Here is a 17,921-nt window from a genome sequence, read left to right as displayed (position 1 = left end):
GCCTTCAGCGTGCGATGACTGTCGCGAGCCGACGACTCGCTGCTGTCACAGGCGTCCGTGGTTTCCGTCTCGTCGTGCAGCCCGGCCGGGGCGAGACCTACGGCCTCACCATCGAGGAGACGTACGGGGAGGTCGGCTCCGCCCTTGCCACGGCCGTCGTCACCCTCACCCCGCAGCAGACGGGTCGCGTCATCGACGCCCTCTTCGCCGCCATAAGGCGATCGGGCCACCAACCCAGCGTGCTGACCTTCACCCGCAAGGCGCCCATCCGGCTCACCGAACCCGACGGCGTACGCCTGGCCCTGATCCTGATGGCCAGCCAGCCCATCGGCAAGCACGAGCGCGTCCGTGCACTCGTCGCCGGTATCAACGCCATGAGCACCGAGGAAACCTACTACTGGTATTCCAAGTGCATCGGCGTTGACGCCAACCGCGCTCGCAAGGCCCTCCGTACCCTCCTCTCTGACAACTGAAAGAGCCACTCCATGAGCACCAAACCACGTGTCCTCATCGAGGACTGGCTCCCCGTCGCTGAGCTCGGCATCGAGTCGCGCCGCGAACGCGGCGCCGCCTCCGCGCTCCCCCCGCTCTCCTTCCTCCACATCTGGTGGGCCCGCCGACCCCTCGTGGCCTCGGCCGCCGTCGCCCTCGCCGGCGTCCTGCCCGCCTGGTCCGAAGAGCTTGCCAGCGCGTTTCCCGACGCCGTCGAGCTCCAGGACGAGGCAGCCTACCGCCGCTGGCTCCTCCATCTCGTCGGCATCTGGGGTGACCCGATCACCGCCCGCCGCATGTATGACGTCGCTGTCGCGACAGGCCAGCGGATCCCCAACCCTTACACCTACAAGCAAGCCTTCCGGAACGCGATCCCGCGCACGGACATCGACCTGCTCCATGCGGTGCTGATCCACACCTGGGGCGAGCTGCCAGTGATCGCAGACCCGACCGCCGGTGGCGGTTCGATTCCGTGGGCCGCCAGCCGACTCGGGCTTCCGGTCGTTGCCAACGACCTCAACGGCGTGGCCGCGAGCGTGCTCAAAGCAGGTGTCGAGATTCCCGCGACCCGCGGGCTCGAACTTCTTCCAGAGCTCAAGAATTGGGGTGGCATCCTCGTCAAGCGCGTCGAGGAGCGCCTCAAGGAGTACTTCCCGAGCGGCAAGGCTGAGACAGTCGCGACTTACCTGTACGCCAACGCCATCCCATGCCCCCGAACAGGCCGCCTGGTGCCGCTCCTGACCGACAAGTGGCTCCGTAAGACCGCAGGCAAGGAAGCCGCCGTTCGGATGCTCACCGAGCACGACGGCGTTGAGCTCACCGAGCCGATCTTCGAGGTCTCCCTCGGCAGGGACGTCGACAAGACCGACGCGTCCACCGGCACCACCGCGCGGGGCAAAGCTATCTCGCCCTACGACAACCTCGTCATCGACGGCGACTGCATCAAGAAGGCCGCCCAAGCTGGCCAGATGAAGCAGGTCCTCTACGCCGTTGCCATCCGCAAGCCTTCTGGCGAGCGCACCTTCCGCGCCCCCACCCAGACCGACCTCGACGCCATTGCTACCGCTGAGGCGAAGCTTGAGGAGGTGAAGGCGCTGTGGCAGGCGACGGACGTTTTGCCGTCCGAAGAGATCCCGGTAGAGGCCAACTATGACCGCGGTCACCGTATGTACGGCATCAACACGTGGCTCGACTTCTTCCTGCCCAGGCAGGCACTCGTCCACGGCACATTCGGAGACGAGTTCGCGAAGCTCATTCCTGAGGTGGTGAGCTCACTCGGGAACCAGGCTGAGGCCGTCCTCTTCGAGCTGGCGCTGATGCAAGGAAAGGCTCTCAACTGGAACTCACGCTCAAGCTCGTGGAACATCTTCCGGCAGGGCATGCGCAGCGTCTTTGAAAAGCATAACTTCTCATTCAAGTGGACCTTCGCGGAGTTTGAAGGCGCGACAGCTCTCTACTCATGGTGTCTTGAGCAACTGCTCGATGCGTATGGCGGTATTGCACGCCTGCTCGATGAGACTGGTGCCTCGGAGACGGACCTAGAGGATCGACTTGAGCGCGATGTAACTGTGCTACAGGGAAGTGCAGCACGACTGGCACTTCCGGATGAATCGGTCAGCCACATTTGCATGGATCCGCCGTACTACGACAACGTCATGTATGCCGAGTTGGCCGACTACTTCTACGTCTGGGAGAAGCGGACCCTCGGCCGACTCGTCCCGGACTACTTCCGCGACGATCTGACCGACAAAGAGAACGAAGCGGTCGCGAATCCCGCGCGCTTCGCCCTGATGGGTAAACGTAAGCGTGAACTTGCGGATCTCGACTACGAAACGAAGATGACCAGCATCTTCGAGGAGTCCCAGCGAGTGCTTGCCGAGGACGGCGTTCTCTCGGTCATGTTCACCCACAAGAAGGCTGACGCCTGGGACACGCTTGGCATGGGACTCTTGCAGGCTGGATTCACCATCGAGACGTCGTGGCCGATCAATACGGAATTTGAGCACTCGCTACACGTTGCGAATGTGAACGCCGCAGAGTCCACGATCATGCTCGTCTGTCGTAAACGCGACGACCGTGACATCAGCGTCAAGGTATATCTCGATGACATTGAGCAGGACGTTCGTCGTGCAGCCCGTGACGCGGCGATGCGTTTCCAGCACGACGGGATTGAGGGCGTCGACCTGCTGCTGTCGACGTACGGCCCGACGCTCTCAGTGATCTCGCAAAGCTGGCCGGTCTACTCCTCGACCCCGGACGAGGAAGGGCGCGACAAGCTGCTGCGCCCCGAGGAAGCTCTCGCCCTGGCACGCGAGGAGATCGTGGACCTGCGCCGCTCCCGACTGGTCGGGAAGGCGGCGAAGGTCGACATACTCACCGACTTCGTGCTGTTGGCCTGGGACACCTTCGCTGCCCGCGAGTTCCCCTTCGACACCGCCCGTCTCTTGGCGCTCGCCGTCGGTGGGCTCGACGTCGACGCGCTCGAGCGGGCCAAGGTGGTCTCGAAGTCCGCTGGCAAGGTCACGCTACTCAGCCCGAGCGAGCGGGTGCGGCGCGGTGGCGACTCCAACGCCCCCGGCGTACGGCCCGAGGCTGCCTCGTTCGATTACATCATCGATGCGGTCGACACAACCCTGTACATCGCCGAGCACGATGGCATGCCGGCGGCGAAGAGATTCCTCGACAAGCACGGCTACATCAACGACGCTGGGTTCACCTCCACCCTGCAGGGTCTGGTGAACGCGATGCCGCGCAGCAAGGTCAAGGGAGAGTGGGTCGTGCCCGAGGCCGGGCGCCTTGACACCTTGTGCACGCTCTACTTCCCCGACGTGACCCTGTCGGACGCCACCGACGTGGCCACGCTGGTCGAGGACGAGCCCGACGCGCTCTTCGAGATGGAGTGAGGTTGGCCGAGCAATACGACGCCCTGTTTCCCGGTGCCGCCGCCAAGTCAGCGGCACCGGCGCAGGATGGTCTCTTCGACCATGAGCCTGCCACGGCCGAGGACTCGTTCCGCAGTGTGAAGCTGAGGGCAATGTACTCGCCCGATGATGCACCATTTGAGACGTTCTACGAGCCGCTGCTCTCACGCGCGGTTGCCTACGACCGCGCGGTCGGGTATTGGTCCGGGGCAGAGCTGCAGTTTGCCGCGCAGGGCACGGCGTACTTCATCGCCGGTGGTGGCGTGATGAGACTCATCGTCGGCGCCCAGCTCGGCAAGAAGGACGTCGACGCGGTGCTCTCCGGCATACCGCTCGACGATGTGGTCGCCGAGCGTTTACTGGCTGACCCTGGCCTGGAGGGCACGAAGATCGTGCAGAGCGAGCACCTCAGCGTGCTGGCCTGGATGGTTGCCAACGACCGGCTCCACATCCGGGTCGGCGTCCCGGTAGACAAGCACGGCCACTTGCTCACACACCAGGAGTCGGGCCGCTACTTCCACACCAAGTACGGCATCTTCACAGACAGCTACGGCCACAAGGTCGCATTCAGCGGCTCCAACAACGCCTCGGTCACCGCATGGGTGAAGAACCACGAGACCTTCGACGCCTACCGCTCCTGGCGTACTGAGTCCTGGGAGGACTACGGCGAGCCCAAGGAGCGAGCCTTCGAGCGGCACTGGCGTGCCAACCCTGACGAGGGGTGGGCGGTCATCGACCTGCCCACCGCCGTCCGGGAACACCTGATAGAGCACGCTTCCGACGCTCCGTTCCCCTTCGACACGCACGTGCCGCAGCCGAGGCGCGGCGAGGCCGATCACGAGGCACCGCCTGTCGATGTGGCCGTCGATATCCAGGTGGCCTGGGATGAGCTGGTCGCTCTCCGGGATGCGCCGAAGGCGTCCGCGTGGACTGGCGTGGGTACAGCGTGGGCTCAGCCGCTGCCACACCAGGCCGAGCTGATCCACCGGGTGGTGTCGACGTACCCGCGCGGCTATCTCTTCGCCGACGAGGTCGGTCTCGGGAAGACCGTCGAAGCAGGCATGGTGCTACGTGAGCTCTTCACCTCTGACCGGGCGAAGAAGGCGCTGCTGCTGGTGCCTGCCTCGGTGATGAAACAGTGGCAGGAAGAACTCCACGAGAAGATGAACCTCGATGTCGCCCGCTACGACAAGGGAGGCTTCATCGACCGGTTCGACCAGGCCATCCCGATCGATCCGAAGGCGAACCCGTGGTCGGCCTTCCCGATCGTGCTTGCCTCCTCCCACCTCGCTCGCCGCCGCAGCCGTCGTACCGAAATCCTTGAAGCCGGACCGTGGGATGTCGTCCTTGTCGATGAGGCCCATCACGCCCGCCGCCGCGGCTCCAAGGCGACCGACACTCCCAACTCCCTGCTTGCGCTGCTCCAGGAGATGAAGAAGCGCGACCTGTGGCGTGCGCTCTACCTCGCTTCGGCGACCCCGATGCAGATGCACCCCCACGAGGCCTGGGACCTCATCGAGCTCCTCGGGCTGCCGGGTAAGTGGGGTGAGCAAGCATTCTTCTTCACAAGATACTTCACCTACCTCGGCGACCCGCCCGAGAAGCGCGGCTGGAAACTCATCTGCGACATGCTGGAGGACTACTTCTCCGACCCGCTCGCCGAACACGACTACGAGCTGGAGCAGCAGGTCAACGACGCACTCGGATGGGCCGACGCGTTGACGGTGACCGGGATGGCCGGCAACCCGCCATCGCCTGACCTCAGGGCACAGTTCCCCAATGCCACCTCCGAGTGGATGGATAAGTGGGCTCGCCGCCACACCCCGATACGCGATCGAGTCTTCCGCAACACCCGCAAGACTATGCGGGCCTACCAGGCGGCCGGCATCATCCCGGCTTCGATCGTCATCCCGTACCGGCACGTCACCGATGAGTTCATCCCCCTAGCGCCGAATGAGCGCAAGCTGTATGACCGCATCGAGGAATACATCCGCCGCCACTACAACGCCTACAAGTCCGACAAGGCCACCAAGGCCCTCGGCTTCATCATGACCGTCTATCGGCGCCGGCTGACCTCCTCCTTCGAAGCGATCAAGCAGTCCCTGCAACGCCGCCTCGGCGTACTTGAGCAGGGCAAGAGTCTCGCTGATCTCCTCACCGACGACGACGGCGTCGACCTGGAGAACTCCCTCTTCGACCCCGAGGCCTTCGACGTCCGCGCCGACCGCCTCAAGGAGGAGATTGGCGAGCTCCGCTCCTTCCTCAACGACCTCGGCGATATCACCGGCGAGGACACCAAGGCCCAGCAACTCGTCAGGGACCTGGCCGACTCGTTCAAAACGTACGACTCCGCAGTGGTCTTCACTCAGTACGCCGACACCATGGACTACGTTCGCGAGCGCCTCCTGGCCGCCGGCTACTACAGGCTCGGCTGCTACTCCGGCCGCGGCGGCGAGCTCTACGATCCCGTAGCAGGGAAGTGGAACCCGGTCACCAAGGCCGAGATCAAGACCCGATTCCGTAACGGCGATATCGAGGTCTTGATCGGCACCGACTCGATGAGCGAGGGCCTCAACCTGCAGACGTCGGGCCGCCTCATTAACTACGACATGCCCTGGAACTTGATGCGCGTCGAGCAGCGCATCGGCCGTATCGACCGCATCGGCGCCACCTACGAGCGCCTCCAGATCAGCAACTATTTCTACAAAGACACCGTCGAGGAGCAGGTCTACAAGGGCATCAAGGAGGACTACGACGACTTCACCAACATCCTCGGCGGCGCCGCCCCCGTCCTCGGCACCGTCGAGAAGGTCATCGAAGACCTTGTCCTCGCCGCGAACCTCAGCGACGAAGTCATCGCCAGTGAGATCGCCGGCATCCGAACCCAGATCGACGACATCAACAACCAGCCCGTCAGCACCGACGAGCTCGGCACCCCCGACGACGACATCACCATCAAGACCCCGCCGAACCTGGTCGGAGACATCACTCAGTCAGACCTTGCCACCAAGCTCACAAACAACCTCCTCTCAGGCCGCTGGCTGACCCCAGACCACGGACGCCCCGGTATCTACCGCCTCTTCCTTCCGCGTGACGACGCCCGTGTGTCCTTCGGACGTACCGACGGCCCGACGTCGGTCGAGAGTTACTTGGGTCCGCCGTCCACGGCCTCAGTCCCCGTGACATTCGACCGCGGCATCTGGGACACCAGCAGCGACAGTGACCTCGTCTTCCTGACCTACGGGTCCCCCGAGCTGGGCTCCCTCCTACCCGCCGAACCCGGTGAGTGATCGACAGTGAGGTGACCCGCTTGGCACCGAGCCCCGGATGACGGGCGCGGCCTGCTGTCCGTGCGGCACGGTCGCCGCGGAGTGGGGTGGTCCCTCGTCGGTCGGGCAGCTTTGCCGCACTCGGGTTCTTCCAGGACACAAGACCGTGTCCTATGTGGCGAGGCGGTCATTGGGCTTGTTATGGGACGGGGTACGTGGAGTTGGATTGTTCCGGACGGGCTGTGGGAGATCGCGAAGCCGCTGATCCCACCCTCGAAGGTACGGCCGCAGGGCGGTGGGACGCAGGACACGCCTGATGAGACAGTGTTCGCGGCGATCATCTACGTGCCGGTCAGCGGCTGTGCCTGGCGGGCGTTGCCGCCGTGCTTCGGGATATCGAAGTCGACCGCGGATCGCCGGTTCGTGATCTGGTCCAGGGCCGGGGTGTGAGGTCGGCTCCACGAAACGGTCCTGCACCGGCTCGACCCTAGGGTCTCACCGTTCCCGCCGGGCGGGGATGACGAAAGACCCGCACCCGAAGGCGAGGGGCCGCGGCCAGTAATGGATTAAAGGGAGAAGGGCTCCACCCGGATCACAGGTGGAGCCCTTCAATCTGAAGCGATTGGGCCTGGTCAGGTTACTCCTGGACGCTGTTGCGTCGGCGCATCCACCACACCAGGGCCCCGCCGGCTGCCGCTAGGGCGGCGGCGATCCCGGAGATAAGGCCGATGGGGGTCTCGGAGCCGGTTTCGGCGAGGTCACCGCTGGGGTCTTTCGCCGGAGGTGTCGGCTTGCCGGTGTCACCGGGTCCGGGGGTGGTGGGGTCCGGGTCCGGGGTGGACGGCGGATCCGTCGGGTCGGGCTTGCCGGTGCCGCTCGGCGTCGGCTGCGGGTTGGGGGTGTCGGTGCCGCCGTCGTTCTTGCCGTTGGAGTTGCCGCCGAGCAGCAGCAGGCCGTCCCGCTCGATGTCATCGGTGACGGCCCTGACCGAGGTGTCGGTCTGCCGCGGCAGGTAGCGGTTTTGGGCGCGGAAGCGGAGACGGGTGATGTTGCGCTTGGGGGCCTTGGAGAAGTCGACGCCGCCGACGATCATCACCTGGACGCCCTGGGCGGTGTTCACGTTGTACTTGAACTCGCCGTTGATGAAGATGTTCCGGTACTTGCGGAACAGGACGTCCTTGTCCCAGTTCTTGTTCGGGGCCCGCAGCGGCCACGCCTTCACGTTGTTGCTGTTGATGATGTTGTGGTAGTCGGTGGGCTTGGCGGTGTCCTGCCGGCGGATGTACTCGGCTGCGACGCGGGAGTTGTAGACGCGACGCAGGTCGGCGTACTGGCCGGCGGTGTTGATGGTTTTCTCGACCGCGGGGACGATCATCCGGTTGATGACCCGCTGGGCCTGGTCCCGCTGCGCTTTGGTCGGGTGGCAGATGCCTTCGCCGCCGCCGGGCTGGGTGGTGGTGTCCTGCTCGACGGACTTCAGGCCGAGGGGCGCGTCGAGGATGTAGATGCCGCCGTCCTGCTCACGGACCTTCGCGGGCTTGGGCTCGATCCAGTTGCGGATGCCGGTGAAGCACGGACGCCCATCCACCTGCGGGAGCGCCGCCCAGAAGCGGCGGCCGAGATCGGTCTTGGGGTCCATCGTCTTGAAGAAGTCGTGCTTCATCTGAAGGTCGGCCTCCAGTAGCACGCGGCCGGCGTCGGTGGAGGCGAATTTGGTGTCCATGACCCGGTCGGGCTGGTCCGGGTTCAGGTTCACCCAGAACTTGTCAGGGGTCAGCGCAAGCCAGGTGAAGAACGCGTCCGAAGCCATCTGGGCCTTCGCTTTGCCTCCCCAGCCGAACCTCTCGTCTTCGCCGCGGTCCTTCGCGGAGAACGAGTAGTTCAGGCCCTTGCCCTTGACCGGCTGGCCGACGTACTGGATTTCCAAGGTGGAGAAGTCGATGCCGCCCGGTCCCTTGGGCATCTGCGAGGCCGCAGGGTCCTTCTTCATGCGGGCCAGGCGGTCGGCGAGTTCCTTGGGGGTCTCCGGCGACTTCTGGATCATGTCGTTGCCGGCGCCCCGAGATCCGGTCTTGGCGCCCGGCTTGGGGTTCATGTAGGGGTCGACGCGGCGGTCAGGGCCGTTCGCGGCCTTCGCGGGCGCCTTCTCGACAGCGTCGGCGTGGTAGGTGATCTGCTTGACCCGGCCGGGGGCGATCTCTTTCAGCTCGTTGATGTGCTTGGTGGCCGAGCCCTTCGGATCGCGCCCGTACGCGTAGGTGATCTTCTTGTCCGCGTGGTTGGGGTCCTTCAGCATCGCCTTGTCCTTGGGGCGCTGCTTGCCGTCGGGCTCGTCACCGGACTTGCCTTCGACGATCTCCCCGGTGGGCTTGTGGTAGGCGTCCGCGCGACGTACGTAGCGTTCCTTGGTCTCCGGGTCGAAGATCTCGAACTCTTTCTCGCAGATCCAGTCCGGACCGACCAGGCCGTAGTCGTAGACGAGCTTGGCCATGTATGCCTTGCCGCGGGGGTCGTTGCCGCCCTTGGGGATGTAGAAGTCATCCCGGTAGGTCTCGAACGGGACACCTTTCCAGCGCTTGGTGTCCTGTGCCTTCTTGTAGTAGGCCCAGACCCGCTGGTGGTCGCCCTTCTTGTAGTCACTGGGCGTGTCGGAGAGGTCCGCCAGTTCCTTCGCGGTCGGTGCGCGAAGGCCGTCCCACTGCTTCTGGCCGTTGACGTAGTCGTACTCGTCGCGGTCGGCGGCCGGGCGGACGAATCCGTCGGCGGGCATGCCTCCCACGGGCACGTTGGAGAAGTCGTAGTAGTCCTTGTACTCCTCGTCGCAGCGCTTGCCCTGCTTCAGCGTCTGCTTTGGCTTCGCCTCGGCCTGCCCGGCTCCGGGAAGCCCGGTTAACGATATGGCGCAGGCCAGCGCCATTGCTGCTGCTGCCCACCAGCGGCGCCGGCCAGATCGTATGTGCTGGGTCACAAAGCCCCCTGGAGGCCCCAGGTCAGTCAGATTGCCCGTCGCGGCGCCATGGGCCCCCGTGGTCGTTCGGCGCGCTCGGGCATCAGCCCACCCTAGAGCCTCAACTCCCCGCACACGCAAAGAAATTGCCTACGACATCACTGCAACTAGCCTTCCGCGCAGGATCGTTATCGGCCACGACCTATCCTCGGGGCATGACTTACCGGGACCCCAGCGAGATGGACGACGAGGAATATGAGGAGTACCTGCGCGAGGAGAAGACGAACGACCACGTATCGGCCCACAACTCGGTCCTCGAGGACTGGCTGACCCGGCAGAAGGAGGCGTTCCCAGCCTGGGCCGAGCAGCACAAGGACCGCGGACCGTGGGACTTCACCCTCGACTCCCTGCCGTGCCTTGAAGCTCTCATCCGGGACGCCTTCCCCACCAACGATGACGCCCGCGCGCACCGGGATGACCCGTTCGTGGCGGTGGCGGCCTGGTGCCTCGGCGAGGTCCACAACCGCACTTTCGGCACCCAGTGGCAGTTCCACCCGTCCTTCGCGGACAGCAACCCCTACGATCACCGCCCCCACGTCACCCTCCCGTGGTCCCGCCGCGACGACTTCTACCGCACCGATCCCGAGCACATCGAAGACGACGCTCGCCCCATCTACTCGCCCACCGACGTCCTGTGCCGCCTGCCCAACACGCCCCAGGAGCAGGGGCTGCTGTGGCGCATCGACGAGAAGTGGGAGCCCGGCACCTGCGACGACGAGTACTGCCGCTACCACTCGAACTGACGCAGAACTCCGCTCGACAGAGCTTTTCGACACGGCAACTCAGGGCCGGTCAGCCTTCGATGAAATACAGGTATTCCATGTGGCTGGTCGCGTCCTCACTGTGCCGCAGCCGCAGTACCGAGGAGTCCAGATCCGAGCTTCCCCATGGATCGGCCTCCCCCAGGCACGCCGTGGCGAGCGCGCCCCAGTCGGACGCCTTCTGCCAGGTCACCTACCGGACGTGGTCCATCCGACGGGGCCCGCTGGGAATTCCTCTCCTACTGAACCACCTTGACCGGGACATCCCCGATGCCATGGGACCAATCATCAGGGACGTCCTCGCACTAGACCGTGTCTCGAAACTCGCTGACTCGCACGTTCACGTGCCCGTTCTGCGGCTGCCCTGGCTCCGGTGCGGTAACTTTGCGATATGTACACCGCGTTCCTCTCGCTCTGAACCTGGCTGGTTCAAACAGGCCACCCGGCGCCCTTTGAGGTTGCTGGAAGTCCGGCCTGTTGTTTGTGCTGCCCACGGGCAGCGGCATCTGATACCAGCCTGCAGAGAAGAGAACTGCCGTGAGCGCCACCTCTACCACCGTGCCGACCGCCTGGACCCGTCGGCACACCCACGCCCTGACCAGCCTGGACGCCTACGCCGTCCTGGATGAACTCGAACCTCTGCGCCAGATCGTGGGCAATGCCCGCGTTGTGGCGATCGGCGAGGGCGCGCACTTCGTGCAGGAGTTCTCCCAGGTACGCCAGCGGGTGTTGCGCTTCCTGGCGGAGCGGTGCGGCTTCACCATCTTCGCTTTCGAGTACTCCTTCGCCGCCGCCGACGATCTTGACGCCTGGCTCCGCGGCCACGACAACCGCCCGCTGGAGCAGGTGGCCCCGGCCGCAGCCGGGTGGGGAGCGGCCGACCTGATGGCCGGGTTGCGCGAGCACAACACCACCAGCCTCGCTCCGTTGCGGTTCGTGGGCGTGGACGTGCCCGAGGCCGGCGGCGCGCTGCGGCCGGTTCTGGAGCCGCTTGCAGACATCTTGGCCGTGACCGACCCGGAGTCCGAGGCTCTGGCTCTCCGGGCCATTACGATCAGCGACGAGTTCCTGGCCGGACTCGGCTCGGGAGCCGCGGCGGCCCCGGCCTGGGCGGAGCTGCCGACCGCGTCCCAGAACGAGCTGACCGCACTCCTGGCACGCCTGGAGCTGCGTCTGGGCGCGGTGGGCCCGCTGATGACCGATCGTGCCCAGGCCGGTCTGGTCCGCCGCGCCGAGCGGCTGCTGGCCGGAGCACGGGCCACGGACCACATATTCGGCGCGATGAACGACCTGTACGCCGGCAAGGGCAAGACCGCGGACTTGTCGGTTCGCGACCGCTACATGGCCGAGACTCTGGCCTGGCATCTGCGCGAGGCCGGTCCCGAGGCGAAGGCCGTGATCGCGGCGCACAACAACCACATCCAGAAGACTGCCAACATCTTCGACGGACAGGTCACCGCGCTGCCGATGGGCCAGCACCTGGCGGGCATGCTCGGGACCGACTACGTCTCGGTGGCCGTCACCCACACCGACCAGTCCGTGCCCGAGATGATCCCGGACCCCTCGGCCCCGGTGGGCTTCCGGCTGCAGGACACCCCTGCGGCAGAGCCTGTGCCGGGCAGCATCGAGCACGCCCTGGAACAGGCCGAACTCGCCGACCAGACCACGCTTACCGATGTGCGCCAGACCCCGCGCGATACTCAGGGCGGGAGCCTGCTGAGCAGCATCCGCACTCAGTCATCGACGATGCTCACGGACCTGACGGCTGCGTTCGACGCGGTGGTCTCGGTGCCCACCGTCACCCGGGACCTGACGGTCTCCTTCTGACCCGACCCGCACCACCGAGTCGGGCGAACACCTGCAGCGTCACGCCAGTCCCGGTGTGCTGTCCTCACCCCGCCGCGCGGGGTGAGGACACGGTCGTGCCCTTCACACCTTGTCCTCGCGCCACCAGTACCTGACCGACCAGCAGTGGGAGCAGATCCGCCAGCACCTTCCCACAACGGCCGGTCGGCCCGGCCGCCCATTCGCAGACCACCGGCGCGTGCTGGAGGCGATCATCTTCCGCTACCGCACCGGCACCCCCTGGAGAGACCTGCCCCGAGAGGTCTTCGGGCCCTGGCAGACAGCCTGCGCGCCACCGCCGCTGGGCGGCAGACGGCACCTGGGACAGGGCGCTCGCCCTGCTGCTGGCCGAAGCGGACCAGGCCGGGCGCATCGACTGGACCGTCTCGGTCGACTCCACGATCAACCGTGCCCACCAGCACGCCACGAACACCACCCGCCCCGAAAAGGACACCACCGCGACGAGCGCAAAGCAGGACCAGGAACCCGCCGGGCACGGCGTAAGCAGGAGCCGCGGAGGACTGACCACCAAGATCCATCACGCAGTCGACGGGGCCGGGCGCCCGCTGGCCGTGGTCGTCACCGCCGGACAAGCCCACGACGGCAGCACCCTGCCCGTCGTGCTCGCAGACATCCGGGTCCCCCGGCCTGCCGCAGGCAGGCCTAGGACCACGCCAGATGCGGCCCTAGCGGATAAGGCCTACTCCTCCCACCAGATCCGTGCGGTCCTCGCAGCCCGGGGCATCCGGGCCGTGATCCCGGAGCGGGCTGACCAGCAGGCCAACCGGACCCGTAAGGGCAGCAGAGGTGGGCGTCCCCGGCGCCTGGACACCGAGACGTATAAGCGACGCAACGTGGTCGAACGCTCCTTCAACCTCCTCAAGCAGTGGCGAGGGCTGGCGACCCGTTACGACAAGCTCGCCGTCGTCTACCGAGGGGCAGCGGCCCTGGCCGCGATCGTGACCTGGCTACGACGGAGTTAAGAGACACGGCCTAGACCCACCGCGCAGCTGGGCGCCCCGGAATCCCCAAGAAGAGGATGGCTGGGCGGTAGCGGCCACGGATCCCCAGCCGCCCGAGCACTGGCTTCCCCAACTCGAACGGCGGCGCAGGAACGTCCGCCGAGACCGGTCCTGAGCACCGTGCGGTACAGGAGCCAGCTCGACGTGTCTATTTCCAGCGCCAGGACTGAACCCCCAGCCAGATCGCAAGCAGGCCCAGCAAGATCTTTTGCCAACCAGCCCGGTCGGCGCGGGGCAGCGCGACTCGCTGTCCAAGCACAGCAGGGGCCGCGAGGAGGTAGGAGGCGACCCCGAGGAGGCTCTGCTCACACACCTTGGAAGCATCGCCGATCCGCGGACATCCCGGGGACTTTCCGCCGCGTAAGCAGGGAAGGCCCTGACCAGCGCTGAAAGAAGCGAATGCGCTGGTCAGGGCCTGTTTCCTTAGCACTCGATGATGTTCACCGCGAGTCCGCCCCATGCCGTCTCCTTGTACTTGACGTTCATGCAGCCTCCCGTTCACGGCAGTTGTTCTCCAGCCAATGCTTTATCTCGCTTGGCCAGAAGCGCAGCTGTTGTCCCACCCGGAAGCTGGGTATGGCCTGCTTCTCGTGATTGTCATAGACCCATGAGGTGGGCTTTCCAAGAAAGCCCGCCAGGGCCGACACGGTCCACATCGGTTGGTCCATCGCTAACCACTTCCGTAGGTTGGGGATGCGGCACGATAGGCGCGAATCGCGGCCTCACCAAACGGTCGTGTGAGAACCCTATGGAGTTGCACGCAGCCACGGCTGACTCCGTGAGGGGGAGGCGATGGAGCTTCGGTGATGGGGGGCGACCATCCTCGCCCGACGCTGGCACGAGGCCAAGGGGCATGCTCACCTGGCCGACGCCGCCCATCAGGCCCCTCAGCACCCTCAGGCCGCCACCGACCACGCCCTCGCCCCGGAACTCGTAGACCTCGCGCAATGCCAGCCGAAGGTGGAAGCCAGCCGCACCCTGGCCAGCGACGTACGCGCCGCCGTCCCCGAGCACGCCGAGCGGATCCTCAGCGACTCGGGCTGGCCTGCTCTCGCCACCGTTCTCGCCGACGCCGCAGCCCTCGGCCGCAAACCCCACCAACTCCTCAAGGAGGCCCAGCAGCCCAACGTGAACTGACCACTGCCCACCAGCCCACACGCGTCCCGATCACCCGCACTCAGCACACCGGCCGCAGCCCCATCCTCAACCGCCGAGCCGGAGCAGCCCGCCGACGCTCGACCACCCCGGGCTCGGTCCCCACCCAGCCGGCCGGGAATCCCCACCCCTCTGCAACGCCGGCGCAGCCTGGCTGCCAGCAGTCGCGCCAGCACCACTGATAGGTCTCACACCCCAACCGCAGGCCCGCTCAGCCTCGAATGGCCTTTCGGTTGGAGGCGGACGATCCGGGCGACGAGCTCATGCCCCATGTCAGGTAAGAGCGTTGGCCGTGCTGCGGCGGTCCTGCCGGGCCGTGGTGTCGTGGGGCTGGGCGTGCAGGCGATGCAGAGATTTCGTGATCCGCAGACGCGCATCCTCTCCGCATGTCACCGTTCGATTGCGCTATGAAGCCGCATCCACCCTTTGAGGAGCGCGATGCCCGCACCTACCCCTGAGCAGAGCACGGCCGTAGATACCTTCCGGCGTGGGGACCATCTGGTCCTCCAGGCCGGAGCTGGCACCGGGAAGACGACGACGCTGGCGATGCTCGCGGCCAGCACGACCAAACCCGGCCGGTACATAGCGTTCAACAAGTCGATCGCGAATGATGCTGCGCGCAAGTTCCCCGGCAATGTGCGGTGCAGGACGGCCCACTCGCTTGCTTTCGCAGCCGTGGGCCGTAGATACGGATCTCGTCTGAACGCGCCCCGGGTGCCTGGCTGGAAGACCGGTGCCTCGCTTGGCATCGCCATCAACATGAGGGTGCGGATCGGCGAACGAATCGTCACCAACAAGGCGCTGTCCTACACCGTGCTGCGGACCGTCACCCGCTTTTGCCAGTCCGCGGACCGCACCATCAAGCGCCACCACGTTCCCCGCCTGCGAGGCGTCGAGGCTGAGGACCTGCACGCCCAGCTCGTGGACATCGTCTTACCGTACGCCGCCAAGGCATGGGACGACCTCCAGAACCCACAGGAAGGCGTTGTCCGCTTTGATCACGACCATTACCTGAAGATCTGGGCACTGACTGAGCCGAGGATCGAAGCGGATTTTCTGCTGCTGGACGAGGCCCAGGACACCAACCCGGTGGTTGAGCAGATCTTCAACGCCCAGCGGGATCATTAGCCAGTTGGTGATGGTCGGTGACTCCGCCCAGGCAATCTACGGCTGGCGCGGGGCGCGGGACGTGATGAGCGATTTCGACGGCAGCCAGCTGGCTCTGTCCCAGTCGTTTCGCTTCGGTGCTGCGCTGGCTGAGGAAGCCAACCGGTGGCTGCATATCGTCGACTCCCCGATTCGCCTGACCGGTACCCCGGCCATCAACACCCGGCTCGAACGCCTGGAGGAGCCGGATGCGATCTTGTGCCGGTCCAATGTCGGCGCGATGCTCGAAGTCATGCGCCAGCTGGAAGCCGGCCGCCGCGTCGCACTTGTCGGCGGCGGCGACGCACTACGGGCCCTGGCCCGGGCAGCCCGCGACCTAAAGGCCGGCAAACGCACGACCCACCCCGAACTCATTCTCTTCGACACCTGGGGTGAACTGCAGGAATACGCCGAATACGACCCGTCCGGACGCGACTTGCTGCCTCTGGTCGACCTGGTCGACGAGCACGGGGTAGACGTCATTCTGCAAGCGGTGGACCAGCTCGCGACCGAGCAAGGAGCCGAGATCGTCGTCTCCACCGCCCACAAGGCCAAGGGCCGCGAATGGGCATCCGTACGGATCGGAGAGGACTTCGAGGAACCGATCGACCCGGAAGAGACCGACGAGAACGGCGACCCGTTGCCTGGCGACATCGATAGCGCCGAGGCCCGCCTCGCCTACGTCGCCGTCACCCGGGCCCGGCACAGCCTCGACTTGGGCGGCCTGTCATGGATCAACCAACACCCTGACGGCAACCCCGGCGGCAAACGCCCGCCCCAGGACCTCAAACCGTCCTCCGGATGGGACGCGCTGGGGCCTACGTCGCAGTGAACTGGGATGGGAGGCGGGCCCGGTGGCGTTGTCAGTGTCCTCTGCCACCGTGGTAGCCAGCACGAAGGATCTGCCTGGAGAGGGGCTGCTACGTGCCGATGACGGCGATGCATCCAGAGCACGGCCGGATCGATGCCACGGCCGAGGACCTTGGCTGCAACTGGTCTTGGCCTGCCGTGCACCGCGTACGGCCCCGGGCCCCGCTGACCTGCCCGGAATGCGACCATGGGCTGCGGGCCAAGGTCTCCCGCCGAGGTCTGCGGTTCTTCGCCCACGATCCCGGCTCGCCCACGTGCGGCCTGGCTGGGGAGTCGATGGAACACCGCCTGCTCAAGCTGGAACTCGTCCTCGCCGCGCGGGACGCTGGCTGGCACGCGGAGCTGGAGGTGCCCGCGACCAGCGGGCGATGGCGGGCCGATGTCCTGGCCACCGCGCCGGACGGCTCCCGGCGGATGGCGTGGGAAGCGCAGCTGTCCCCGATAACCACAGACGACATCAGGCAGCGCACCGAACGCTTCGTCGCCGACGGCGTTGCGGTGTGCTGGGTGGCCACCCGCCGACACCCGTGGCTTGGCGAAGTCCCCTCCGTCCGCACCCGGCCGCCGAGCGATGAACCGGGCTCGCAGTGGCAGGTCACCGAAGGTCTCGCACGCTTCGCAGTCGAAGCGTGTGATGACGAACGCGTGTGCCCTGGTGATGGGCACGGCATATGGAGTGAAGTCCGGGCATCCTTAGGGGAGTTTGTGGCTTGGTCATTGTCCCAGCGCGTTGTTCCGTATCGCCTGTCCCGCCAGGCGTACCTCGCCGGCCACCCCTGGGCCCAGGTGTGGACGGCTTCGCAGTACGCGGCCGCGGCCGCGGAGTTCTCCCGTGCCGCAGAGCGTGACCAGGCGCTGAGCTTTCCCCACGGGACGGTCCGTGTCATGGTTCCGCAGCGAGGAGACGCCGGGAACTTCGCACGGCAGGCTGCCCGCCTGCTGACTGGCACCCAGCCCGTCACACACCGCCATCCTAGGCGGCGGGCACCGAAATCAGCGGCCCGACGCCGTACACCGGCAATCTCGCTCCCGGAGACCGTCCCTGATGAGAGTCGTCCTCACCTACACGATGCCGTAAGCGTCTGGGTGCAGGCCAAGACTGGAACTACACCTCAGATACGCCATGGCTCGCACATCGCCGGCGGGTCACCGGTCTACCTGGGCGGCAAGCCCTACGGAGTCCTGTGTCCGGACCCCGAGCAGATGGATTGGCGGCGGTGGCCGGGCTTGAAGGATCTCGTGGTCTTCACCACAACCTGCGACGAGCGCAACCGCATCGCCGCCACGGCCCCTAACGGCGTCCTCATCGTCGTCCTCGAACAGGCAGGCGGCACGTGACCGACGACCGTCGCCTACCACGGCAAGGAAGCCAGCCGCCCTAGCGGGCAAGTGAGCCGGCTGGCCGGTTTCTTGCCAGTTTCGGTCTGTCGCCA

The 17,921-nt window shown here is 66.0% G+C and carries 10 protein-coding genes and 3 pseudogenes; 10 read left to right on the top strand and 3 right to left on the bottom strand.

The annotated features are described in order from the left end of the window. Positions 1-74 precede the first annotated feature (74 nt). From ACIRPT_RS39465 to ACIRPT_RS39450, 4 genes and pseudogenes are all read left to right on the top strand, one after another. A complete protein-coding gene (locus tag ACIRPT_RS39465) occupies positions 75-473 on the top strand; it encodes a hypothetical protein (RefSeq protein ID WP_403836491.1) in 399 nt (132 codons plus the stop codon). 12 nt (positions 474-485) lie between these two features. Beyond that, positions 486-3,395, top strand: a complete 2,910-nt coding sequence (locus tag ACIRPT_RS39460; RefSeq protein WP_403836489.1) for a DUF1156 domain-containing protein — start codon at positions 486-488, stop codon at positions 3,393-3,395. Positions 3,396-3,526: 131 nt separating this feature from the next. After that, positions 3,527-6,703 carry a DEAD/DEAH box helicase gene (locus tag ACIRPT_RS39455; protein WP_403836487.1) on the top strand — a complete coding sequence of 1,059 codons (3,177 nt, stop codon included), beginning with the start codon at positions 3,527-3,529 and terminating at the stop codon, positions 6,701-6,703. A gap of 180 nt (positions 6,704-6,883) precedes the next feature. Next, positions 6,884-7,129, top strand: a pseudogene (locus ACIRPT_RS39450) (transposase); the annotation flags it as partial. A 190-nt stretch (positions 7,130-7,319) separates the two neighbouring features. Here ACIRPT_RS39450 and ACIRPT_RS39445 read toward each other — a convergent pair. Further along, positions 7,320-9,650 (bottom strand): LPXTG cell wall anchor domain-containing protein, encoded by a 2,331-nt coding sequence (locus ACIRPT_RS39445; RefSeq protein WP_403836485.1) that lies wholly within the window; start codon positions 9,648-9,650, stop codon positions 7,320-7,322. A 194-nt stretch (positions 9,651-9,844) separates the two neighbouring features. Here ACIRPT_RS39445 and ACIRPT_RS39440 point away from each other — a divergent pair, with 194 nt between their 5' ends. Beyond that, on the top strand, positions 9,845-10,432 hold the full coding sequence (locus tag ACIRPT_RS39440; protein ID WP_403836483.1) for a hypothetical protein: 588 nt from the start codon (positions 9,845-9,847) through the stop codon (positions 10,430-10,432). Between the two features lie 49 nt (positions 10,433-10,481). On the opposite strand, the gene ACIRPT_RS39435 is transcribed toward ACIRPT_RS39440, so the two are convergent. Beyond that, positions 10,482-10,643: a DUF6333 family protein gene (locus tag ACIRPT_RS39435; RefSeq protein WP_403836481.1), complete on the bottom strand. Its 162-nt coding sequence runs from the start codon at positions 10,641-10,643 to the stop codon at positions 10,482-10,484. Between the two features lie 344 nt (positions 10,644-10,987). Here ACIRPT_RS39435 and ACIRPT_RS39430 point away from each other — a divergent pair, with 344 nt between their 5' ends. Then, positions 10,988-12,277 carry an erythromycin esterase family protein gene (locus ACIRPT_RS39430; protein ID WP_403836479.1) on the top strand — a complete coding sequence of 430 codons (1,290 nt, stop codon included), beginning with the start codon at positions 10,988-10,990 and terminating at the stop codon, positions 12,275-12,277. Between the two features lie 109 nt (positions 12,278-12,386). Next, positions 12,387-13,278 (top strand): IS5 family transposase gene (locus tag ACIRPT_RS39425; protein WP_403836477.1). Its coding sequence is split into 2 segments (ribosomal slippage): positions 12,387-12,583 and positions 12,582-13,278, totalling 894 coding nucleotides; the frame shifts between segments, so codons are not numbered across the junction. 521 nt (positions 13,279-13,799) lie between these two features. Here ACIRPT_RS39425 and ACIRPT_RS39420 read toward each other — a convergent pair. Beyond that, positions 13,800-13,985: a helix-turn-helix domain-containing protein gene (locus ACIRPT_RS39420; RefSeq protein WP_403836475.1), complete on the bottom strand. Its 186-nt coding sequence runs from the start codon at positions 13,983-13,985 to the stop codon at positions 13,800-13,802. A 145-nt stretch (positions 13,986-14,130) separates the two neighbouring features. Between ACIRPT_RS39420 and ACIRPT_RS39415 the strand changes: the two are divergent. The 3 genes and pseudogenes from ACIRPT_RS39415 to ACIRPT_RS39405 form a co-directional block, all read left to right on the top strand. Then, positions 14,131-14,654 (top strand): annotated as a pseudogene (locus ACIRPT_RS39415) (mobilization protein); the annotation flags it as partial. 256 nt (positions 14,655-14,910) lie between these two features. Then, positions 14,911-16,450, top strand: a pseudogene (locus tag ACIRPT_RS39410) (UvrD-helicase domain-containing protein). A gap of 98 nt (positions 16,451-16,548) precedes the next feature. Then, on the top strand, positions 16,549-17,826 hold the full coding sequence (locus ACIRPT_RS39405; RefSeq protein WP_403836517.1) for a competence protein CoiA: 1,278 nt from the start codon (positions 16,549-16,551) through the stop codon (positions 17,824-17,826). The last annotated feature ends 95 nt before the right edge of the window (positions 17,827-17,921 follow it).

The sequence above is a fragment of the Streptomyces sp. NPDC101227 genome, assembly GCF_044767545.1.
Lineage (GTDB): Bacteria > Actinomycetota > Actinomycetes > Streptomycetales > Streptomycetaceae > Streptomyces.
This window is presented reverse-complemented; position numbering and strand designations above follow the sequence as displayed.